This is a genomic window from Bacillus basilensis (genome assembly GCF_050630465.1).
GTDB classification, from domain to species: domain Bacteria; phylum Bacillota; class Bacilli; order Bacillales; family Bacillaceae_G; genus Bacillus_A; species Bacillus_A basilensis.
This window is the reverse complement of the sequence record NZ_JBNTQO010000009.1, coordinates 80,650-105,223: the sequence shown is the minus strand read 5'-3', so window position 1 is coordinate 105,223 and position 24,574 is coordinate 80,650. Positions and strand designations below refer to the sequence as shown.

Annotated in this window: 17 protein-coding genes and 1 riboswitch; of the genes, 3 read left to right on the top strand and 14 right to left on the bottom strand. The window is 34.1% G+C overall.

Translation table 11 applies throughout. The features are described 5' to 3' along the window. Nucleotides 1-4 precede the first annotated feature (4 nt). The 8 genes from ACQVV1_RS18030 to ACQVV1_RS17995 form a co-directional block, all read right to left on the bottom strand. Entirely contained in the window at nt 5-1,306 is a 1,302-nt protein-coding gene (locus ACQVV1_RS18030) for a pyrimidine-nucleoside phosphorylase (RefSeq protein ID WP_242251468.1), read from the bottom strand. A gap of 36 nt (nt 1,307-1,342) precedes the next feature. Then, nucleotides 1,343-2,524 carry a NupC/NupG family nucleoside CNT transporter gene (locus tag ACQVV1_RS18025; RefSeq protein ID WP_063224257.1) on the bottom strand — a complete coding sequence of 394 codons (1,182 nt, stop codon included), beginning with the start codon at nt 2,522-2,524 and terminating at the stop codon, nt 1,343-1,345. 102 nt (nt 2,525-2,626) lie between these two features. Further along, nucleotides 2,627-3,298 carry a deoxyribose-phosphate aldolase gene (gene deoC, locus ACQVV1_RS18020; protein ID WP_001017444.1) on the bottom strand — a complete coding sequence of 224 codons (672 nt, stop codon included), beginning with the start codon at nt 3,296-3,298 and terminating at the stop codon, nt 2,627-2,629. A 307-nt stretch (nt 3,299-3,605) separates the two neighbouring features. Then, nucleotides 3,606-4,553: a DNA-binding transcriptional repressor DeoR gene (deoR, locus tag ACQVV1_RS18015; protein ID WP_063224258.1), complete on the bottom strand. Its 948-nt coding sequence runs from the start codon at nt 4,551-4,553 to the stop codon at nt 3,606-3,608. Nucleotides 4,554-5,336: 783 nt separating this feature from the next. Then, nucleotides 5,337-6,374, bottom strand: coding sequence for a serine hydrolase domain-containing protein (locus tag ACQVV1_RS18010; RefSeq protein WP_309260263.1), 1,038 nt, complete (start codon nt 6,372-6,374; stop codon nt 5,337-5,339). Between the two features lie 645 nt (nt 6,375-7,019). Further along, nucleotides 7,020-8,810 (bottom strand): helix-turn-helix transcriptional regulator, encoded by a 1,791-nt coding sequence (locus ACQVV1_RS18005; protein WP_242251467.1) that lies wholly within the window; start codon nt 8,808-8,810, stop codon nt 7,020-7,022. 4 nt (nt 8,811-8,814) lie between these two features. Next, a complete protein-coding gene (locus ACQVV1_RS18000) occupies nt 8,815-9,405 on the bottom strand; it encodes a sensor domain-containing protein (RefSeq protein WP_242251466.1) in 591 nt (196 codons plus the stop codon). 771 nt (nt 9,406-10,176) lie between these two features. Beyond that, nucleotides 10,177-11,337 (bottom strand): serine hydrolase domain-containing protein, encoded by a 1,161-nt coding sequence (locus ACQVV1_RS17995; protein ID WP_098296498.1) that lies wholly within the window; start codon nt 11,335-11,337, stop codon nt 10,177-10,179. Between the two features lie 567 nt (nt 11,338-11,904). Between ACQVV1_RS17995 and ACQVV1_RS17990 the strand changes: the two genes are divergently transcribed. Beyond that, nucleotides 11,905-13,935: a serine hydrolase domain-containing protein gene (locus tag ACQVV1_RS17990; protein WP_242251465.1), complete on the top strand. Its 2,031-nt coding sequence runs from the start codon at nt 11,905-11,907 to the stop codon at nt 13,933-13,935. A gap of 355 nt (nt 13,936-14,290) precedes the next feature. Here ACQVV1_RS17990 and ACQVV1_RS17985 read toward each other — a convergent pair whose 3' ends face one another. The 5 genes from ACQVV1_RS17985 to ACQVV1_RS17965 form a co-directional block, all read right to left on the bottom strand. Next, complete coding sequence (locus tag ACQVV1_RS17985; protein WP_063224263.1) at nt 14,291-14,917, bottom strand: LysE family translocator; 627 nt, start codon at nt 14,915-14,917, stop codon at nt 14,291-14,293. Nucleotides 14,918-15,151: 234 nt separating this feature from the next. After that, nucleotides 15,152-16,231 (bottom strand): non-hemolytic enterotoxin NHE subunit C, encoded by a 1,080-nt coding sequence (nheC, locus tag ACQVV1_RS17980; RefSeq protein ID WP_431169295.1) that lies wholly within the window; start codon nt 16,229-16,231, stop codon nt 15,152-15,154. 118 nt (nt 16,232-16,349) lie between these two features. Then, on the bottom strand, nt 16,350-17,558 hold the full coding sequence (nheB, locus tag ACQVV1_RS17975) for a non-hemolytic enterotoxin NHE subunit B (protein ID WP_242251462.1): 1,209 nt from the start codon (nt 17,556-17,558) through the stop codon (nt 16,350-16,352). Between the two features lie 31 nt (nt 17,559-17,589). Continuing rightward, the gene (nheA, locus tag ACQVV1_RS17970; protein ID WP_431169294.1) at nt 17,590-18,750 is read right to left on the bottom strand and encodes a non-hemolytic enterotoxin NHE subunit A; all 1,161 of its coding nucleotides are present in this window, start codon (nt 18,748-18,750) and stop codon (nt 17,590-17,592) included. Nucleotides 18,751-19,352: 602 nt separating this feature from the next. Next, entirely contained in the window at nt 19,353-21,179 is a 1,827-nt protein-coding gene (locus ACQVV1_RS17965) for an APC family permease (protein WP_242251458.1), read from the bottom strand. A gap of 144 nt (nt 21,180-21,323) precedes the next feature. Next, a riboswitch (cyclic di-AMP (ydaO/yuaA leader) is annotated at nt 21,324-21,470 on the bottom strand. 140 nt (nt 21,471-21,610) lie between these two features. Between ACQVV1_RS17965 and ACQVV1_RS17960 the strand changes: the two genes are divergently transcribed. Then, the gene (locus tag ACQVV1_RS17960; RefSeq protein ID WP_255446740.1) at nt 21,611-21,739 is read left to right on the top strand and encodes a hypothetical protein; all 129 of its coding nucleotides are present in this window, start codon (nt 21,611-21,613) and stop codon (nt 21,737-21,739) included. 54 nt (nt 21,740-21,793) lie between these two features. On the opposite strand, the gene panE is transcribed toward ACQVV1_RS17960, so the two are convergent. Continuing rightward, complete coding sequence (gene panE, locus ACQVV1_RS17955; RefSeq protein WP_242251456.1) at nt 21,794-22,738, bottom strand: 2-dehydropantoate 2-reductase; 945 nt, start codon at nt 22,736-22,738, stop codon at nt 21,794-21,796. Between the two features lie 175 nt (nt 22,739-22,913). Between panE and ACQVV1_RS17950 the strand changes: the two genes are divergently transcribed. After that, nucleotides 22,914-24,389 carry a hypothetical protein gene (locus ACQVV1_RS17950; RefSeq protein ID WP_242251455.1) on the top strand — a complete coding sequence of 492 codons (1,476 nt, stop codon included), beginning with the start codon at nt 22,914-22,916 and terminating at the stop codon, nt 24,387-24,389. Nucleotides 24,390-24,574: the final 185 nt, after the last annotated feature.

Sequence of the window (24,574 nt, the reverse complement as noted above, 5' to 3'; positions counted from 1 at the left end):
ATGATTAGTCAGTAATAACTGTATGAACTAATGTAGGAGCTACTGCTGTTTCAGCGATAGAAATGTTCTCATAAATTTTAGCTTTTACATCTTCTACATTTTCACGATTTGCGTAAATCGTTACGAACGGCTCGCCTTCTTTTACTGCATCGCCCACTTTTTTACGTAACATTAACCCTACAGCTAAATCAATTTCATCTTCTTTTGTTGCACGGCCAGCACCAAGTAGCATAGCTGCGATACCGATTTCATCTGCAACAATGTTAGAAATAACACCTGAAGTTTTAGCAGGTACATCAATTACATATTTCGCTTGTGGCATTTTTTCTGGATTGTCTACAATCGAGCTATCTCCGCCTTGATTGCTTAAGAACTCTTTAAACTTCTCAGTTGCTTTTCCGTTCTTCATCACTTCAATTAACATTTCACGCGCTTCTTCTAATGTATTTGCCTTTTTCGCAAGTACAACCATCTGACTTCCTAATACGAGTACTAATTCTGTTAAATCTTCTGGCCCTTCGCCTTTTAACGTATCAATCGCTTCTTTCACTTCTAGAGCGTTACCAATTGCAAAACCAAGTGGTTGTGACATGTCTGAAATAACAGCCATAGTTTGACGTCCTACATTATTTCCGATACGTACCATTGCATGTGCTAATTCTTTTGCATCTTCTTCTGTTTTCATGAATGCGCCAGCACCTGTTTTCACATCAAGTACGATTGCATCGGCACCAGCTGCAATTTTTTTACTCATAATTGAACTTGCAATTAGAGGAATAGAGTTTACTGTTCCTGTTACATCGCGTAATGCATAGATTTTTTTATCTGCAGGCGTTAAGTTACCAGTTTGTCCAATAACAGCTACTTTGTCACGGTTTACAATATCAATGAACTGCTCTTTCGTAATTTCAACGTGGAATCCTTCTACAGCTTCTAATTTATCGATTGTTCCGCCTGTATGTCCTAAACCACGACCAGACATTTTTGCTACTGGTACATCTAAAGCAGCTACTAATGGTCCTAATACTAATGTTGTTGTATCACCAACACCGCCAGTTGAATGTTTGTCTACTTTAATTCCTTCAATTGCTGATAAGTCGATCGTTTCTCCAGACTCCACCATTGCCATCGTTAAATCTGCACGCTCACGATCTGTCATATCTTTAAAGAAGATTGCCATTGCAAGTGCACTCACTTGATAATCAGGAATACTTCCGTCTGTATATCCATTAATAAAGAATTTGATTTCTTCAGTCGTTAATTCTTTACCGTCACGTTTTTTCGCAATAATATCTACCATTCTCATTACAATCACCATTCCTTTTTATATTATATGAATCTATTAAAATAATAAGCCCACGATTGTTGCTGATAAGAAACTTACTAATGTTGCACCGAAAAGTAATTTCAAACCAAATCTTGCGACTACATTCCCTTGCTTTTCATTTAAGCTCTTAACTGCTCCTGCAATAATTCCAATTGAAGAGAAGTTTGCAAATGAAACTAAGAATACAGATATAATCGCTGTCGTTCTATCTGAGAAATTAAAGTTTCCTTGTGCTAGATCTGTCATAGCGACAAATTCATTTGATACTAATTTTGTTGCCATAATATTTCCGGCATTAACAGCTTCATGCCAAGGTACACCCATAATAAATGCAAATGGCGCAAATACATAACCAAGGATTTCTTGGAATGAAATACCGATTACACCTTTAAATACTGCATTAACGAATGCGATAAGAGCAACAAAACCGACTAACATAGCTGCTACTGTAATCGCAACTTTAAATCCATCTATAATGTATTCCCCTAATACTTCAAAGAAGGTCTTCTTTTCTTCTTCTTGTACTTCTAACATATCTTCTTCTTCAGTAACTTCATAAGGGTTAATAATAGAAGCAATGATGAAGCCACCGAATAAGTTAAGCACTAAAGCGGTTACAACATATTGCGGTTTTAATAACACCATATATGATCCAACGATAGACATCGAAACAGTAGACATTGCAGATGCACATAATGTATACATTCTTTTCTCTGGCAATAATCCTAGTTGCTTCTTAACTGAAATAAATACTTCAGATTGTCCTAAAATCGCAGAAGCTACAGCGTTATATGATTCTAGTTTCCCCATTCCATTTACTTTACTTAATGCTAGACCGATAGATTTCACAATAATAGGTAGCACTTTAATGTGTTGCAAAATACCTATTAAAGCTGATATAAATACGATTGGCATTAATACACTTAAAAAGAATGAAAACTCTTTTTGATTTACTAATCCACCAAATACGAAATTCACACCGTCAGCGGCATATTTTAATAGCTCTCCAAAACCATCTGCTATTCCGCTAATTAATATATTCCCGATACTTGTATTTAATAATAGAAACCCCAAAATGAATTGTAATATAACCATCGTTATGATTGGGCGATATTTGACTTTCTTTCTATCATTACTAGCAAGCCAAGCGATACCTAAAATCAATACGAGGCCAAAAACACCGATTAAGTATTTCATAAGCCGTTTCCTCCCATTCGTATCCGCTTACATTTGTTTCAATTGTTAAAGCAATAGATACACTTTACTTTGTGTATCTATTGCTCACGACTTCATTAATGATTAGTAGTTATCTGTAGCACCTTTTGCATCATTTAATACGATTGCAACACTAGCACTAGCTCCAACGCGAGAAGCTCCAGCAGCTACCATTTTGTCTGCATCTTCACGTGTACGAACGCCACCAGATGCTTTTACACCAACGTTTGGTCCAACTGTTTTACGCATTAATGCGATATCTTCAGCAGTTGCTCCGCCAGTTGAGAATCCAGTTGAAGTTTTTACGAAATCAGCACCAGCTTTTACTGATAATTCACAAGCGCGTACTTTCTCTTCATCTGTTAATAGGCAAGTTTCAATGATTACTTTTACAAGAGCTTTTCCTTTTGCTGCTTGTACTACTTCATAAATGTCTTTTTCAACGAATTCGTTGTCGCCATCTTTTAAAGCACCAACGTTGATTACCATATCAACTTCAGTTGCACCTTTTGCGATAGCATCTTTTGTTTCAAATGCTTTTGTTTCAGTCGTGCTTGCTCCTAATGGGAAACCGATTACAGTACAAACGTCTACATCATGTCCAGCTAATTCTTCAGCAGCTAGCTTCACCCATGTAGGATTAATACAAACAGAAGCGAATTTATATTCCTTTGCTTCCTCGATTACTTTCATAACATCTTCTTTTGTAGTATTAGCTTTTAAAATTGTATGGTCAATTAACTTTGCAATATTCATTATTATCACTCCTCATATCTTTTAACAACTTCATTCTAACTCTTAGTTGAACAAATGTAAATACACTTTTGAAATTTTGTTCATTCTTTTTAAAAAGGAATTTTCTTATAGTAAATAAAGTGCATTCTAAATAAGAAACACTTCATATATAAAATCAAAATTTTTATGTTAACAATGGTAGTATGTATCTCAATATCCATAATTATTTTTAAAAAGGAAATTTGTGTTCAAAAAAGACCTCTATAATTCATACATAACAAAATAAAAGGCTTTCTCAAGATTAACATCTTGAGAAAGCCTTTTATTTCTAACCTTTTTGATAATGTAACAGTTCTTTTGCTGTATGCTGATCAATAATTAAAACATTTGCATACCCGCCACGTAACGCACCATCAATTGCTTTTATTTTTCTATTACCACCTGCAACTAAAATAGAGCGTTTCTTTAATTTCAGTTCCTCTAACTCAATTCCAATTGTACGCTGATTAATCTCTTCGCTACTAATATTTCCATCTCCATCAAAGAAACGTGAACAAATGTCACCGACCGATTGTTTTTTGAGTAAACTTGTTTCATCCTGATCGAAATAACCTAATCTGAATAATAGTGCTTCGTCTCGCACTGTTCCTACAGTAAAAATTGCAATATTCGCTTGTTTCCCCATTTCGATAATGTGATGAATATGTCGATCCTGCTCTACTAATTCTTTTGTCACTGCATTATCAAATATAACTGGAAGAGGTAAATTTCTTGGCGTCGTTTGAAAAGCATCTGCAAATAAAGCTATCGTCTCATTCGCATATGTATTTACACTCGAATGACTAATACCGCCTTTTAACTGGACAACTTCTACCCCTTTTACATGTTGCGGTACGATTTTTCTAGCGATTTCATACATCGTCATTCCCCAGCTTACACCAACGATATCACCGTTTTTAACCGTCTTTTCCATATACTCAGCTGCATATTTACTTATATACTCTGTAATCGTTGCATATTCTGGCACTGGAGAAAATACGACATGTGCCTCTAACAAGCTGTACTTTTCTTTCAATAAATTCCCAACGTTATCTAAATCCGCAAATGGATCGGCTATACTAATTTGAACAAACCCTTTTTCTTTCGCGTACTTTAATAATCTCGAAATCGTCGGTCTTGAAATATTTAATTTATTAGCAATTTCTTGCTGACTATAATCTGATTGATAATATAACCTCGCAACTTCAACGCTTAATTGTTGTTTATCTTTATCCATAGTAACTCATTACATATCCTTTCCTGCATTTCCTTTTCGTTACAAGCATTATACAGCTTTATGTAAGAAATTTCGACTACCGAATTTTATCTAACTGAACTTCTATTACACTTATTATATACAATGAAATCTTATTGTGTAGATTTACAAACTCAATATAAATACACTTGAAACATATAAATCGATTTATATGCAATTCATTCTTTTTTGCTTTTTCTGTAGTAACGATAACAAAGCCATTCAATAACAAACATTAAATATCGTTTATGGAGCTTCCTTAATGTACGGTAAAACCAAGTTTATTAACATAGAAATTCCTTAGCGTGCGAAATTTGCATTTTGATGGTGACCCATTCCCATCAACTTAAGAACCGAAACAAAGTGAACTTTTGTTTAAATAAACTAAAAAAACCTTAAAACACTTTTTCTCCTTAAAAATGAGAACGCCAAATAAACTTAGGTAGGTATTATTTTTCAAAAAAGATAAACAAGTTATCAGGCAGGTAAGCAACACCGAAGGAATCTAAGAAAAGCTATTACCCCCCACAACGCAAACTTTGTATTTATTATGTCCCTACGTTCTTATTAAATAAAAATGAGAATGCAGGGATACTCATTTTGTAATATTACCGCAACAATCGTATTGAGTATTCCTAATATTAAAAATACCAATCTGATTCTAAGGTCATTTCCGTTTTTTGATTGGATTTTGAGAAAGTGTAAGGTAAATTCTTTTAAACAATATAAACCAAATCCAAATACTGTATTCTAAGATCTATTTTTTTACTTTTCTAAAACAATTTCTGCTATTTTATTAGCATATTTTTTAGAGTCAAATTCATCATAGTTACTTAGTACCGCAACAGACAAATATTCTTCTGGAAAACGCATGAAGTGTGAACGATAACCTGCCCAACTTCCTGAATGTTCTAAGTATCGACAGTTAAAACCTTTTGCAAGCCTCAGCCCAAAAGCATAATCTTCATTGTCAATAATTGTCTCTCCAGTTGGAGAAATTTTCGGACCTATTTCGCTCATTCTTTTAACGAGGTCTTTTCCACCAACGGTACCTGTCGTTAAATTTTCTCCCCATTTTACCAGGTCTTCAACTGTTGTATGAACTGCCCCATCTCCTGTATGTTCCCAAGGGCTTTCATAGATTTTATATGTTCCCTGCTCATTCTTCGAATATCCACTAGCAATTGCTACAGTAGTTGGATAGTAATCCACAATTGTTGTGGCCCTCATATTTAAAGGACCAAAAATACAATCCTTTGTAAACTGACATAGAGACTTGCCACTTACCTTCTCTATCACTTGTGATAATAAAAAATACCCTGTATTGCTATACTCAAATTTTGTGCCAACTGGGAACCTTGCGATTTGATGACCATTAAGGTGTTTTAGCGATTCTTCTACAGTTAATTTGTCAGTATATTTAATATTCTCTGCTTCAGCCAATTCCATATAATCAACTAGTCCACCAGTGTGATGAATTAGTTGTCTCAATGTTACAGGTTCAGCATATGCTCCTATAGAAGGGACAAACTTTACAATTGAATCATCTAAACTTAATCTCCCCTCTTGTTCTAAGAGTAATATAGAAAATGCTGTGAATTGTTTAGAAACTGAGGCTACATTAAAAACGGTTTTGGTAGTTATGGGTAGATTTTTCTCTATAGAAGCTAAGCCAACTGCACCCTTATAAGTTACTCCGCTATCTAAACTAGCAATATATGCACAGCCAGGAGCTTTTGATGAAAACTTTTTTAATAATTGTTTAATCGATGTATGCGTCTTTTCATTATATGTATTATTCACCTCAATCACATGCCCTTCCCTTTAAATGATTAGAAATATATTAACCTGTTATCTTTTCCAATTACACATCTTACTTCAATTCAAAACGACTTATTTTATATTTGACTACAATCAAGCACTATTATACTAATTTCTTTAGTTTCTAAATTCTTCTCTTTATAGAGAGCTTTAATTTAGTGAGTATTATTATCCTCGAATTTACAGAAATTCCTCTTTCAATTCTAAAATTAATTACTCATGGCAACTTAATAGATATTTTCTAAATTGGGTCAATAACATCTATATTACAGATGTTATTGACCAAAACACCTATCTTGCTTTCAGATTTAGGACCGATGTACTAGCGAATATAAAAACTATTTACCAGACCTCTGTGAAAATAGTTTTGAATAAAATATTCATCTACCTTAAACCTTGTTTCAATTTCAGTTATAGTCTACAAATTTTATAGTCATCGTCTATAGTGTTTTACTTTTTCGATAAGAAAATCCGAATAACCTTTTTAAACAACTTTATTCACAAAAAAGCAGTGGCGTTCCAAATCTTTATTTTTCATTTTAGTTTCAAATGTAGGATTGGGTAGTAATGCCCTGTATTATCTGTAAGTTCCCCATTGACTTCAGCTAACTAGTTCAAGTGAGAGAGTCAAGAAAGTAATCCTATATCTTTTGCCTTTTGTACTGCATCTTCTCGATTTTTAACTCCTAGCTTCTCATAAAGATTGGAGGCGTAATTTCTTACCGTTCCGTTTGACAAGTAAAGTGTCGAAGCTATTGTTTTATAACGGCTTCCTTGTGATAATAGTTCCAAAATCTCTAATTCTCGTTTCGTTAATCCATACTCTTTTCCATCTGATCGTGATTCAAATAATCCTGTTTCTTCATTTTCTTCCCACATTCTATGGAACAAGTCATGAGTAATCATCGTGCCTCCTCGATAGACTAGACGAATTGATTCAGCTAGTTCACGCGAATCTATGGATTTCAATAAGTATCCATCCGCACCATTTCGTATGATTTCTTTTGCCCTTTCTGTATTCTGAAAGGTTGACAGAATGAGTACACGAATGTCCGGCCATTTTTCCTTAATCACTTTAGTCGCATGAATCCCATCTAGATTTGGCATCTCTAAATCCATTAATACTACATCTGGTTTTAATCTCTCACACAATTCCAAAGCCCGTTCTCCATCTTCAGCCATTCCCACTACTTGTAAATCCTCCTGTCCATCCAAAATTGTATGAAGACTTTCTCGGATAAAAGAATGATCGTCGACAATACACAGGCGGATTTGTTCATTAGAAAGTTGTACTTGTTTTGGTAAAACACATGAAATTAATGTCCCTTCCCCTTTTTTGGAATAAACAATGACTCTTCCTTGCAACTGACTTACACGCTCTTTCATTGCAGTTAATCCAAAACCATCCTTCCATTCTTCTGCCCCACAGCCATTATCCTGTACATCCAATCTTATCTGTTGTGGTTCAAAATGAAGTGACACAATGATTTCTGTGGAATGCCCATGGCGAACAGCATTTGTTAGTGATTCCTGCAAGCTCCGATATAGTGTCATTTTTGATTGTTTAGAGACCATATACTCTTCCCCTATTATTTGAGTACGTACATTTACTTTTACATGTTTCTTAAATTCGTCTGTCAATTGTTGTAATGTGACAGCTAAGGGAAGCGATTCTTGCGATAAATCCAATTGATGTAAATACAGCCTTACTTCTTCCATACTGTTACGGGCCAATTGTAATAATGAATCGAGCTGTTGCTCTCCTTCTTTAGACTTTAATTCCATACGTAATGTTTCCATCCCCATAATAATTGAAGTATAGGAATGCCCCATCGTATCGTGTAAGTCTTTTGAGAGCCTGTCACGTTCCTCAAGTAATGTAATCCGCTCAACTTGGGATACGTATTGTTCCAATACATGTTTCTGGTTTCGAATAGTTTCACTTTGACGGTAATTAATAGCCAGTAAACGAAAGAAAGAGCCCATAGCAAAAGCTAAACTGAGTTGTAGGATGATTGCCCATAAATCTGTTACTTTGGAAAATATCGCAATAAGCAATGGGAATAAAATAATTGTGGTAGGACCCGACCAACGGTAAGATTTATGAGCACTATTTGCCGCAATCATAAAAGTTGGCATTAAAAAAGTAAGATACGCTGACGGAAATAATAAAGTTAAATAGAAACACACTCCGCCAAATAATATTATTTCAGTAAACAAATAATAGCGATAACTAAACATTAAACAAATCCAAGGTACTGAGAATGAAACTATTTCCCAAAGAATAATGATCCAAAATGGTACTGTCAAATGATCTTGTTGTTGGATAGTCGTTGATATCAATGATAGCCAAATAATAAAACGTATACAAAGTAAGGTCCAATCATACCAAAACCATAGTTTCAAAGTCTTAAACAAATTATCACTCCTTTATAGCTTTAAACATGGAACGCGTGTACATTCCAATAATTTGAACTAAGCAGTTTCCAATAAAATTATGTATCACGATGAGAATGAAACCAACAATCATGACAAAAATTGCTGTCTCCCATGAATCCACAGCTATGCCCAATAAGTATATATTAAAATATCGAAAAAGTAAGGGTGTAACGATACATACTAGTGGCATTACATACAGTAAAACAGCACATATAAGACTCATTATTCCGACCAAAAATTTCTGCATGAGCCAAAAAATAGCCCTCCAGTTGCTATTATTGAGGATTGTATCTCTCGCTTTAATCCATTTATCTCCCTCCTCTTTTTTTCTTGGTTCGAATAACTCTATCGATATATCTGTATAAACCTTTGTCTGAATACGTTCATACTGAACAAACGTGTGAGTTGTTTGCAGCACCCATGCTAATAAGGGAATACCCAAAAAGATAATCGTCATTACTAATGCAAATGTAACGCTGATCAGATAGAAACAAAAGTAAAAAAAACCGGATACAAAGGTAAATAACAAGAAATAAAAATCTTGCAAAGTTTTTTGAGCTAATGCTTTCGTCATTAATATCTCTCCTCCTCTTTCATTGCTAATGCGTTAAAAGCCACTCTTTTATTCTAAGTATTTTTCTGTCAAATACGGTAGTGTTAAAATGTCATGGTTTGTATGACATAACTATCAATACAGCCTTATTCCACTCAACTTTTGTTATCCTTTATAAATATGACAAAAAGTTCACTATCGAATATGATTCGCCACTTGCTATACTCTGTTCATACGCTAATTCTTTATGCTAAAGATAAGATTGTACTCCCGATTTTATCTTTTTTCTTTGCAAATTTTTTGATATAAAATAGGAATCCTTATAATAAGGATTCCTGAAAGAAACGACGTGTCATAATCAATTCCTTGATTTCATGCATCATACGTATAAATTCCTTGGTTCCACATTTCATCTACTAAATAATACGTAGTAATAGATTTTAAGAGATAAAATTTTTTTGTATTTCCAAATAAATCTATACCTACCCTTGTTATTCCAGTAACATATCTTAGGTGCTTGCTGCATATAAAATTATTATGCTTTTGAATTTCACCTCCCTACTTCAATAAAATAATCATGGTTACCTAGTTGTGGAGGATAAAAAACCTTGATTAACTTCTTGTTTCTTTACAGTGAATAATTCTTAAACACTTATTGTACTTAGTTTATATTTGTCCTTATTTTCATCATTTTATCGAAATACTAGAACGTCAGTTTTTGTTGAAAATGATATAATGAGTCAGCTGTTCAAAAATAAACTATGACAAAGTTTATCCGTTTTTCCTTTTTGCCTACTTGCGAAATTCAGCAAGTAAAATATTTTTAAAAGGATCAGGACTATTAGCTATGCGGTTATTTAAGTTGATTGCCAATGTATGCTTTCCTCCAAGTGTGCCTCCAGCAAGAGTAGAAAAACCTGGAGAGCCACCTGTGTGTCCCCATATCGATACACCGTTTGGAAGTTTAGTTTCATAGATTCCAAGACCATATCTGCCGATTTCAGCAATTCCTGTAGGAACTGTAGTAAGCATTTGTTTTAGTTGCTGTTCCTTCAGTAATTTTCCACTAAGCAAGTAAGAGAAAAATTTGTTTAAGTCATCAGCAGTAGAAATTATATCTCCATCCGAGTTACCTGGGTAAGAATACGTAACGTCTTTTGGTCCACTTGCTTCATCTAGTTGGAAATATCCACGAGCATGATTGGTACCTGGGATAACAGTTGAATTACCAGGTAGGAATGTATTCGACAAATCGAGCGGTTCAACAATCCGATTTTCAACCTCTTCTGCATAGCTATTTCCAGTTACTTTTTCAATAAGGATACCCAGTATTACGTATCCCGTGTTTGAATAAGACCAGCCCTTGCCTGGAGCAAAGTCTGGGGGAAGAGAAATTCCCATCTTTACTAATTCTTCAGCCGTATATATTTTTTTTGTATCCAAAATATCATAGTCTTTTGACTTTAAGTATTCGGCAATCCCACTTGTATGATTCAATATCTGCCGAATCGTAATCTGGTTACCATCATATCCGTTTCCTTGAATGACACCAGGCAACCATTTTTCGATGGAGTCATCTAGATTCAAGCGATTTTCTCCAGCTAATTGAAGTAGAACTGTTGCAATGAATGTCTTCGTCACACTGCCAATACGAAAGCGATAATCTGCTTTCATTGGTTTCTTCGTTCTCAGATCCGCTACCCCAGCAGCATAACTCCACGTTTTTCTATCCTTTGAAATTTTAGCGAGTATTCCAGGGTATCCAAGTTGTAGTGTATCCCGCATTGCTTGCTTAACAGAAGTACGATTTTGTTGGGTACTTATTTGTAACGAACTAGATACATTTTGAGTGGGCTCTGCTTTTACAATTGAGGTTGGCGTTGTATATAATAGAGAACTTCCAGTCATTAAAAGACCTAAACCTGTAGATGTAATCTGACAATGCTTTTTCATAAAAATATTCCTCTCCTCTATTCATATTTTATTAGTAATTATTTGCTGTTTTATACTAGTCACACAGCTTTCATCTTTACCGAAGACAAATGGACAAGAGTTGATTTGCAAGTATTTTACTCAGTATTATTTTCACGAACGCTATTGAATCCTAACAAACGGTAAATCCCTCTTTTTCCACATGTATGTTAATCCTAAAAATTACTTCTTTTCCTTAAAACAATCTCGTTACTGGTTTATTTTTCATAAATATGTCATACCTGTTTCCCTTTCATGCCTCTCTACCTTTTTATCATACGCAATGAAAATCTCCCCTCCTCATTTATTAATAACTGCTCTTTGATACTAAGTGTTTTTCTGTCATACACAGTAGTGTCAAAATGTCATGATTTTTATGACATAACTATTAATACAGCTTTATCGACTCAATTTTTGTTCTTCTTTATAAATATTACAAAAACTCACTACCTACTATGACTTGCCTCTTGCTACACTCTGTTCATACGCTAACGGGTGCTAACTCGTTTCGCTAACAAAAAAACAAATCAATTAAAGGAGCGTACAAAAATGAAACAAGCAATTAACAAACTGGGGATTGTTGCAGTTCTTCTTTCTTCTTCAACAATGATTTCTGCGTGTTCCCAACAATTATTAGAAGCTGAAAAATCAAAACCATTAGCATCCTCGACTAATATTCAAATGATGGAAGGACCTAATAATAAAAAAGAAATAGAATCTTTTGCTGACCCGTTATTTGAAGAAAAAATGAAGAAGTATAATGTGAACGGTTCTAGTTTTGTCGTCGTTCATGATGGAAAAGTCGTTGTCAATAAAGGATATGGATATGCCAATAAAGAAAAGAAAATCCCCGTCACTAAAGACACGGTCTTTCAAATCGCTTCAGTCTCAAAAACTTTTACTGCTTTGGCTGTGATGCAGCAAGTCGATAAAGGAAAGCTTAAACTTGATCAAGACGTACAAAAATATCTTGGTGGAATAAAAATCCCTAATCAAACAGGGAAACCTCTCACCCTGTTTGATATGCTCACTTATACTAGCGGGGTAGATTTTCCGGACCTCACAAATATAACTGGACCCGAATACGTTCATAATAGTATACCAATGAAAGAATTTTTCTCTAAACATATGCCAACGGTGATACGGCCACCAGGGGAAGCTTATACGTATGACAACGTCTCATTTGCGCTCGCAGGGTTTGCAGTAGAGAATGCTACTAACACCCCTTTCTCGAAATATATGGAAAAAAATATTTTCAAACCATTAGATATGAAATCCACGAGTATGAGCTTTACGCCTGACCTTCTCGAAAGAATGGCTACACATTATGGTCCCACTGGTGATCCGATTCCAACAAGTGGGAGCGGTTTAAGGGATACGCCACAAGGAAGCATTTTATCTACTGCGGAAGACATGTCAAAATACATGATTATGCAACTACAGAAAGGAACGTTTAAAGACAAAGAAATTGTAAGTAAAAAAAGCATAGATATGATGCATGCCTATCAAGTTTTTGATGATAAGACAATCCCTGTTGCGACAATTGGATTTGAAACACCTTTTAATAAATTTGCTAACGGTCAACACGTTGTAATGAAAGGTGGAAGTATGCCTGGACATCAATCACTGCTGATTTTAGTGCCTGAACAAAAAACAGCATTCTTCATGTCTTACAATAATGATTCAATGATGAGTATAGACATATATGAAGCTCTCATGGATCACTACTTCCCTGCTAAGAAGAATGAAGTAAAAACAAGTTATCTTCCGTTAGAAGAAAAAGAAGCTCATAAATACTTGGGCTTATTCCAAAATACGCGTTTCTCTGCAATTCGCACTCATTTTACTTATGAAAATGGGAATTTGGTCATGGAGGGTGGAACAACTGGAAAACAAATTCTGAAAATGATTCATCCGTTGTTATTTGAAGATTCGGAAGGCAACAAAGTTGCTTTCAAAAAGAATTCAGCAGGAGAAATCACATATTTTCACTACACCTCTCCTAAAAGCTTTGATTTTGTAGCAGATGCTCAGAAAATTAACAACAAACTACCTTTTGATGACGTGCCACCAAAGAGTAAATATAGAAGTCACATTGATAATCTTCATGCTCTAAATATTATGGGTGCTAAGACAGATAATCTATTTAATCCGATGGACACCATGACACAAGGAGAATTTGCGGATATGCTGTTACTTGCTCACGGATGGAACGGTTTTCCAGACGAATCCAAGGAGGCAAGGGGAAAAATGATGAATGGAATTCCAGAGTATAACCATGCTACTCCGATTACCCGACAGGTCGCAGCAACCATGATTCAAAACGTAAAGCAAATTCAAGATTTGAAAATGATTCAAACTGATAAAACTATTAAAGTTAAATTACTTGATGCCGCAGATGATTGGGCAGTCCAATCTATTCAAGCACTTGCCTCCCAAGGAATTCTAGACCCTGATACTTCCATCAATGCTGATGGGTCCTTTATGTTCCGTCCGAAAGATCTGTTACTGCGTCAAGAAGCAAGTGCCTTGCTGGATTTATCTTTTGATTATTATGCACTGCCTATCAAACGACAGTAGATATTCATCCTAAATTGAATCAAAATAATTGGATGATGGTATCTCATCAGCATCAGGTAAAGAATAACAAGAAATTCAACTTTATAAGAGCTTTCTGGAAACGGTAACGATTTGAAACATAACCTGACACACTTGTAGTTTTTGCATTTAAAGAAGGAACCTATCATGAAGTATGATAGGTTCCTTCTTTGTTATATAAATAATTTTAACTTTGATATAAGAGGTTAATAATGCCAATTATCCGAGAAAAAGATCAACTTCCCTACCTTAAAACCATTATAAAATTGTGAAATAGTAGCTTTAGAATAAATGAAACGAGAAATAACCGCCATTATTTCTCGTTTCATTTACATATTTATTTTTGGAAAAACAATCTAACTCCAAATACTAATAGTACTGCGCCCGTAATACCCTCTATTGTACGGTTCACTCGTTCTTTTCTTAAAAAAGTTCTTAATTGACGTATGAGTGAGATATAAAGTAAATACCATATTGCTGTCAAAGCCGTAAATGTGACTCCTAACAAAAGAAATTGAAGGAAATGATTTTGATTACTCACAATAAATTGGGGTAGAAAACTAAGGAAAAACACAGCCGTTTTTGGGTTTAAAATTGCCGTAGTAAATCCTTGTCTAAAGCTTTTAAGCGTTCCACTATCCTTAGCATTCATTTCCACTGAAACTGACAAATCTTCTTTTTTAGAAAAAGCACTTTTAATTGACTTTACAGCTAAGTAAATTAAATAAAAAGCCCCAGCATATTTTATAAATATAAATAACATAGAAAATTTCATTAGGATGGCAGAGAGTCCTAGCGTCGCCATTATTGTATGAATCATCATTCCAGACATCGTTCCTAAGACCGTCTTTATTCCACCATTTTTACCATACGATATAGTATTTTTTGTAACTAGTGCAAAACCAGGGCCAGGCATTATTATAATTAGCATTGCTGTAAGGATAAATAATAAATAGTTTTCCATGTTCTAATATTTCCTTTCCAATTTTTAGTTTTGCTTACAGTATAGCTTTTTTCATTAAAACATTACATATAAAAAGCTTGATCAGAAGTATATCTAGGTTATTAATATCAATTTGGCTAAACATTCCCCCAAAGCCACATTGATAAAACACAGGGCAAACTTATATATCAAATTATAAGCTCAACTCTCACAAAAACAGGATAAAAAAAATAAACAGCAGAACTAGTCCACTGTTTATTTCACCACGCCTTCATGTAATTTTTCTGTATAATCTTTTACATCTTTCCAGCTATCTTTCGCTGTATTCAAATCTTCTTTTATAAACGTAAATTCTTCAGGACTGATTCCTTTTACGTTTTGTAGTAAATTATTATATTTTGCACCTACTGTATACCATTGATTTGATATATTTTGCAGTGCTGTAATCGCTGCATCAATTGTTTCTGTCATGTTTGTTGTTTTATTTTTTACATCAGTCAAAATTACGACTTCTGCTTGTGCTCCCGAAATTCTATCTTTTAAATTAGCTATTTCTCTTTCTGCATTTGCGATATCTTTTTTCGCAATCGCAATCATCGGTCCGCCAGCAAGACATGTTATTAATGCTACGCATAGTACACCACCAGTAATGACCATATCATTACTCTTTTTGATTGAATCGTTATATGTATTAATTTGTTGCTCTAGAGCTGGAATACCGGCATTCGTACTTGCCAAAATCGATGTTAATTGATTTGTATCCTCTTTAAAGCTATTTGTGTCTTTCGCCATTCTATCGCGAAAGGCTTTCAAATTCCCTAATAATACATCTACCTCATTTTGATTCTTTACAATATCCGCATACAATTTTTCTAAATCCGCTTTTAACTTTACGCTATCTTTTTGATCAATCGCAATTAGCATACTATTATAATACGCTTGAAAAGTATTATTGTAATTAATAATATTTTGATCTGTTTTCATAATTTGCGGCTTCATATGATCTAACCAATACGCCGCGTTAATTTTTGCATCTCTTTGGTGCTGAATCATATTCCCTTTAAACTCACTATTAATGGAACTTATTTTGCTCAAATCAGTCTCTTGTTGATTTTGAATTAATTTTGCATATGAATCCATTGCGAATATGCTCGATGTCGTTTGTGCCATTACATCTTGGAATCCTGCTGGTCCGAGAGAATAATTTTTGGCATTTTCTTGTAACACCTTTACATGTTGTTCTGCTGCAAAAGGATGTAACGGAAATGCATTACTCGTTGCTACTCCAGCAATCATTAACGTTAAAAGACATTTTTTATAAAATCTTTTCTGCATACTTTTCACCTATTTTCTTTATAAGGATATAAAAAGCTCCTGCTCACTACTGAACAGGAGCTCTCTATTATTTAAAAATCTCTTATCTATACGTAATGCTATAACCGTTTAATTGTTATTATGCTTTTTTCGTATCTACTACTTTAATATCTTCAGCATAGATCTTTTCTGCATAGTCTTTAATGTTTTTCCAGCTATCTTTCGCAATGTTTAAATCTTCTTTAATGAAAACAAGGTCGTTTGGACTAATTGATTCTACATTTTGAAGTAAAGAATTGTATTTTGATCCCATTGTATACCATTGATTTGATATATTTTGCAACGCTGTAATTGCAGTATCAATTGTATTTGTTAAATACTCAGTCTGTGTTTTAATGTTCGTTAACCCAGCTACTTCTAATTGAGCAGTTGTAACTTGTCCTGTTATTTTTTGAATTTCAGCTTGTGCATTATCAAGTTCTTTCTTCGCTAATACGATACCAGCTGTACCACCGCCTACAGCTGCTGCACCACCTGCAATTAATGCGACTCCTAGCGGCGTTCCTGCACCTGTAGCAATAACTACTGCACCACCGATAATTGCAATTGGCCCTAGAGCTGTCGCAACTGATGAACCGATAATAATTGCATTATATTTACTAATCGCTTCATTGTACGTTGTAATTTGATTTTGCAGAAGCGGAATTCCAGCATCTTGACTAGCTAATATAGATGTAATTTGATTCGCATCTCCCTTGAAGTTTTGCGTATCCGATGTCATTTTATTTCTGAATTTCTTCAAGTCTTCTACTAACTGATCTACTTGCGCTTTATTTTCATTAATACTACTTGATAATCTAGTTAAACCTTTCGTAAGAGTTGCTTTATCCTTTGCATCTACCGCAGTAACTAAAGTATCATAATAGTTTTGGAATTTTGTATTGTAGTTAATGATATTTTGATTCGTTGAAATAAGCTGTGGCTTTAATACATCTAACCATTGCTTCGCATTTCCTCTCGCTGTATCCTGGTGCTGAATCACTTTCCCTTTTAAAGCCGCATCAACAGACGATACATTACCAAAGTTAACATTCCCTTGTTTAATAATTGTTAAAGCGTACAGATCCATTACTAATGCGTTTGAACCTGTTCTTTCCATTGCATCTTTTAAGCCTTCTGGTCCTAATGAATATTCTTCATAGTCATTATAAGCTTTTGCTACCGCGTGAACTGGAGCTTGTTTCACTGTACTTTCAGCTGCATACGTATGGGCCGGCATAATATTTCCTGCTGCAAATACTGCCATAAGTGCTGATAGAGCCATTACTTTATAAGGTTTTTTTGTCATTTTTCTTCTCTCCCTATATCGTTACTTATTTTTAATGTACTTCAACGTTTGTAACGTAATCTTCAAATTGATTCGTTTGTTTATTCATTTCATCACTAACTTTTTTAATTTGATTGAAATGTTTTTGAAGTAAACTACTGTCTGTATACGTGCCTTCTTCAACATTCTTTTGAATTTGGATCATATTGTTGTTTAAAACTTTCCAATCCGTTAATAACGCTTCTAAAGTTGTAATTTGACGATCAATTAATTCTGTAAAGCTACTTACTTGATCTTCAACGAATGTAATTTGTGTCGCCTCGGCTTCAGTTTGTGATAATTTTTGAATAAGTGGTAGTAGCTCTTTTTGCTTTTGCTGAATGCGAAGAGCTGCTTCTCTCGTTTGACTATCTGCAGCATTTACAATTTCATTACTTAAAGTACCGATAGAAACGAAATCGATTGTTTTCGTCTGCGCAGTTTGATTTGTAATTGTAAACACTTGTTTACCAATATTAATAGAACCTTTAATAATTTCTTGGGGTCTATTCAAAATAGTCGTTAATTCAGCTTGAATTTCCCCTTGAATTCTTTTAATATCTTCTCTTAATTTCACAATATCTCCACTTGATCCTTGCAGTGTTTTTATTGCTTCATCAGCTTTAATTGATAAGTTGCTACTATCTTTGTCTAATACCGTTTTAAATCGATTTAACTCTAATAAATCTTGCTCCATACTCTCTTGGATGCTTTGTACTTGCAATTGTAATTTTCCATATGCACTTGTAAAATCTGCTTTTGACTGTTCATCTTCATTTATGTTTCCTGCTAGTTCATAGAGCTTACTATAATAACTATTAAATCTAGTACTATATCTCATCATCTCTTGATTTAAGTCAATTAGCTTCGGATTATATTCATCAATCCACTCTCTTACATTTGCCTTTGCAAACTTTTGATGATTCGTCAAACTACTCATCGCATTCACCTTAATATCTGGCTGTTGTAAAATAACTAGTCCATATGCTTGTATAAGTGGTGACTGTGATCCTAACATTCTAATTGAATTGGATAATGTATTTGGAGCAATTACATTTTGTGCATATACTGTTTTCACTTCTGTTTGCCCTTCCTTAGTGTAAGCGCTTACAGGAATAAAACAACTCGTAGATACTGCTGTAACCAATAACCCTGTAATTAAAGTTTTTTTCACTTTAACTCCTCCTATGTATTAGCAACTATTACTATCGCATTTTATTATTCTATTTTCTTGCACATAGTTTGAGATGGTTAAAATAGAGAACGTTCTCACCGCGATTCACGTACGAACCATCTCTCCTAATTTTTATTGCCACAGTACTTACTTATTGTTATAAAACATTTCATAACTTTTCACATATGCTTAGTATGAATAACACTGCATAAATTTTCTGTCGGATCTCATTTTCCACATTGATACAGTGAATATATTACATAAAAATATTATTCATTTTAAACTAAATAACGTAAGTAAATATGAAATTCCGTTTTGTTTTCATATAAGTTTTGTACTGTAAGGTCATTTAAACACAGCTATTTATCTATCGTAAAGAAGTATTTTCATTCCCTTTATTTTCAAGCTTTCCTGTCCTTATTTCAAAATATAATCCGCTTCACTTTTACAATTGAAATATCCATATATCACAACAAAAACCTCTACTTATTCATAGACACAAAAAATATATTAATATAACTTTCAGACCCATATGCAATTATGCATAGTGTATACACAAAAAGGATAGCTTCACTTTCGTAAAGCTATCCTTAAAAACCTTCTTATTTTTTCAAATGATATGGAACTGTCGTAATAACAACATTTCTTTTATAGAGTAAATACGCACGAATGAGTAAACTAGACTGATTATGAAGAATGTTATGCCAACCTTTTTTCGGAATGAACTGTGGTATAACTACAGTAACCCGGTAATTTGACTCACTCGCTTTATATTGTACTGTATCAATAAACTTTGTTAGTGGCTGAATAATACTTCTATAATGAGAATGTAAGGTAACAAGCCTTACTTCAGGTTGCCACTTCTTCCATTTCTCTTCAAATTTCTTTTCCTCTTCTCTGTCAAAAGCAACATATACAGCAATAACTTGATCTGCCGAAAGAGCCTTCGCATAGTTCAATGAATTTTCCACCACATGAGTCATACCAGCTACAGGAACAACAATTACATTTCCCTCAATTGGAACAAGTGGTTCACAAGTTTTTAAACTTAATTGATCACCCACCGCGTCGTAATGCTTCTTAATTCGATGGAACAAGAAGATGATGGCAGGTAAGAAAATAAGGATCGACCAAACTTGTGCAAATTTAGTTAAAAAGAACATGCTCATTACGATAAAACTAATAACTGCACCGATTAAATTAATCGTTAATCTCAAAGCCCATCCTTCTGGTTTTTCACGAAGCCATTTTAATACCATCCCAGTTTGAGAAAGTGTGAATGGAATAAATACACCTACTGCATATAACGGGATTAAATGTTCTGTTTGCCCTTGGAAGGCTACAATTAAAATAATCGAAGCGATTCCAAGTATAATAATACCGTTTGAGTAACCTAGGCGGTCTCCTCTAATCGTAAACATTCTCGGTATAAACTTATCTTTTGCAAGGTTAACTGCTAATAACGGAAATGCAGAATATCCTGTGTTAGCAGCAAGAATTAATATTAAAGCTGTTGTACCTTGTATGAAATAGTACATGAAATTACGTCCAAATGTTTGTTCAGCAATTTGAGAAACAACTGTTACTTCTTTACTTGGAGTAATTCCGTAATAATAAGCTAAGAAAACAATCCCTGAAAATAACACTGCAAGTAATGCTCCCATTGCAAGCAATGTTTTCGCTGCATTGTTAGGTGCAGGATCCTTAAAGTTTGGAATTGCGTTAGAGATCGCCTCTACACCTGTTAAAGCCGAACTACCCGATGCAAATGCTCGTAACAGTAAAAACAAACTAATTCCTGCAACCGGCGTTCCAATTGGCGTGTGTAAAGTCGGTGAAACGTGTCCCGTTAAAATATTATATATCCCTACACCAATTAATATAAATAGTGCTAAAACGAATAAATAAACAGGATATGCTAAAACGGAAGCTGATTCCGTTACCCCTCTTAAATTTAAAATAGTAATAAATATAACAAATATAATCGCAATGATTACATTATGTGCATGTAAACTAGGAAAAGCAGATGTTAGCGCATCTGTACCAGCAGACACACTTACCGCAACCGTTAAAATATAATCGACTAATAAAGATCCTCCAGCAATTAAGCCTGGGTTCATCCCTAAATTTTCTTTTGATACAACATACGCGCCCCCGCCATGCGGATAAGCAAAAATAATTTGTCGATAAGATAAAATAAGGGCTGTCAATAATACTAATACCCCAACAGCTATCGGAATAGAATACCAATAAGCGATTGCTCCAAGACCTGCTAAAGCAATTAATATTTGCTCTGGACCGTAAGCAACCGATGATAAAGCGTCAGAAGACAAAATTGCTAACGCCTTCGTTTTATTGAGCTTTTGTTCTCCAAGCTCAGTTGATTTTAACGGTCTTCCAATTAAAAATCTTTTAATAGATGAAACCACTGCTGTCCACTCTCCATTAATTTTGTACGAACTTTTCTGCTAGTTACAGCGGATAAACTATTTCTTCAGAAAACAAAAAATGTCTACAAGCCATAACGAAATAGACTTGTAGACATTATATTTTTTGTCGCACAAGCTCCACCTTCCTTCTCAATATAACGCTTACGAGGTTAGCTGTCGGATTCGGGCCTATGAGTAGCCCTACCTTTTTCAAGGATTCACCCCATTGGATTAAGTATTAATCCATAAGAACGGGTCCCCCGCACCATGCGGTTTCAGCGATTTAGAAAATTGAAACTGTGGATTATAATACTCCTTTATTTTCAAAATGTAAACAAAAATTTTGAAAAAGAAAAAATTTAAAATGATTGCGCATAATCCGCCGATAAATATACATAATGAATACTAAAAAATCGATAAAGGAGACCCATATGTCTAAAGAAAAGAAGCCTATTTTTTCCGATTCCTATTTAGATGCGTTAGCAAATGAAATTAATCAACTATACAGTAAACGTGAACAGGAAATAAATTTGACAGATAGAACGAAAAGAAATAAATAAATTGTCATAAAAAAGAAAGCAATACACTTATATATTGCTTTCTTTTTTATTTTTTCATACATCCAATTCTATTGCTGATCTGTTAAAGGTCATTTCTTCATACACTTTCAAATTTTGATATACTGCTTCTAATAATGGTGCTTCTATAGAAAATTGTTCTGCTACATCTAGTAAATATCCTTGTAAGTGCTTTCCTTCTATAGACGAACCTTTTTCCATATCCCGCTGCATCGATGACTTCATGTCATATGAAATTTTATCAATTGTTTTCATATGTTCCTTGGAAATCTCATCCTTAACTGGTGCCCCAATATATCTCATAATTTGCACACATTCTTCAAATAAGCTTCGGATAAAATCACGTCCACCTTCACTTTCACGGATTGGTCCTATTGGTGCACGCATTAATGTTGTCACACCTGACATTACAGTAATAAATAAATATTTATGCCACATATCTTGCGTAATATTTTCACTTAAAACAAAACTAGATTTCGTATCTGCAAATGCTTTAGAAATATGCTTTATTCTCTCTGGATCTTGAGACTTAATTTCTCCAAATACAAGTCTGTTGGCAGCGCTAGTTTGTACAATTTCTCCTTGATCGTTTAACGTCGTCTCGATAAAGCATAAACCGCCAATTACTTTTTCCTCGCCGAATTCTTTTTGTAATAATGATAAATGAGCGATACCATTTAACAATGGAATGATTACAGTATTTTTACCTACAAACAGCTTCAAATCTTGAATTGCCTCGTTTAAGTGATACGCTTTTGTTGAAAATAAAATAACATCAAATGGAGAAGTTCTATCTTCTTTCGTTATTAATTTCGGTTGGAAGGAAAAATCCCCGTTCATACTTCGGATTACAAGTCCTCCTTCCTCTAATTGTTTTTTCCGTTTACTACGAACAAGAAACGTAACATCTTCTCCCTTTTCAACTAATCGGCCACCAAAAAAGCCTCCGACGCCACCAGCTCCTAGTACTAAAATACGCATACAACATCCCCCTTTTCAAAATATAATCTTATACCTTTTAGTATACATAACATTATACATGTCCCCTACTAAATAAGCTGAATTTTCATTCTTTATATAGTATAAAACAGTGGTTATTTTCAAATGAATTTGGGCATGTTGTTTTTATAGCACATATGGAAAGGAAACAATGTAAATGGAGGCAATACAAACAATCGAGGAAAAAGATGTAACAACAGCTATATTTCAATTTATATTCCCGTTTTCTTTTAAAACTGGATATGAACAAAATATGTTCCCTTTCTTACAGAAAAATGATTTTCGCCCTTTTCGACTCGATCATCTTGAAAATGAAAATACATACTACGGAAAGTTTCAAGTTTCACATCAAAATATGGAAGCATACTATCTTTCATTTACAAATAAAATTCTATTTCCTCATTCAGCGCATCAAAAAGGATTACAGCGCTATTCTAAAGACCTTAATTCAAATGGATATTTAATAACAAATCTTATTTCTGTTCCATTCAAGATTCATTCTATTGACATAACACTTTGTCCTTATGAACTTGGCTTCTTAACCATTCGGACAGAAGTAGAAACAGCTCCAAAAATGTCATTATCAGAAGCAATCGAATTTGCCGCCCGCTTCCGTGTACTTGAAACTAAAAATGATACAAACGAAACGATTTGTATTGAGTGTAATGGAAAAAGATATTCCCAAGTGGAAAGGTTCATTTTCGGTTATTTATTTCATGGCGTAACAGACTTCTTTGAGAAGAAGAGATTAAGAAGCTCTTACTTTCAAACCTTTCCATTCTTTGAAGACCAAAGAATGTACGTTCAAACATTATTATCTATAAAAGAAGATATGGAACTTAATGAAGTGGATGTTTATCGTACTTCCAGTCTTTCCGGGTTAACAAGTGATGGTAGAGCATATGTGAGTGCAAATAATCTTCCTTATATTCATGATTATTTAAAACAACACGCTTACCAGAGATGGGCACCCAATCGCTATTTCATAATGGAAGAACATATTTTCACATGTGTAACAAATGAGGGAGAACACGAAATTACTAAACTTGCCAGTCAAATGTACGGGGAATTTTATTACGCTTTGTTATTAAATCTATTTCATAAAATCGTTTTATTAAAAATGGCAAACGCTTATGCTGAACTAAACATTGAACAAGATACAAATGAAATAGAGAAATTAATTTATTCAATCAATTCATTTACAGCGAATTACTTTTCTTTAGAGCTAGTATCCCAATCACAGAGTGAAGATATTTTCTTTCGCTTAAGAAAACTTTTTAACATCGAAATTTTATACTCGAACGCAAAACAAAATCTTGATAGTTTGTTTAAATATCAAGAAAATGTCGCTTCAAAAAAAGATAGCCTTTTGTTATTAATTTTAACCCTCTACTCTGTAGTAGGCCAAATGTTAGGATTTACTATGATTGATCTTTTAAGAAACACCGATTCAAACAAAATATCTTCGCCCCTTGAATTTTTCGCTCTTTTAATAGCAATTAGCGGTATAGTCATTTCACTTATTTTAGGTGCACAAGGGTTATATCAATGGGGGGTACAGCATAGAAGAAGAAAAGCATGGGTCAAACAAACAGTGTTATCTGCTGTGAAAGAGAAAGATGATGAGAATTAAAAAAGTTTATTTTCAAATTATCCATCTGTAGCGCGCTTCAGTACATGAAATTTTTACCAGCGATTTTTCAAATATATCAGCGAAACTCGAAATATATCAGCAAAACTCGAAATATATCAGCGATTTTTCGAACATATCGACTTACCGACAAAAACTGACAAAAAGAAGAAGTTACTCCAAAATGA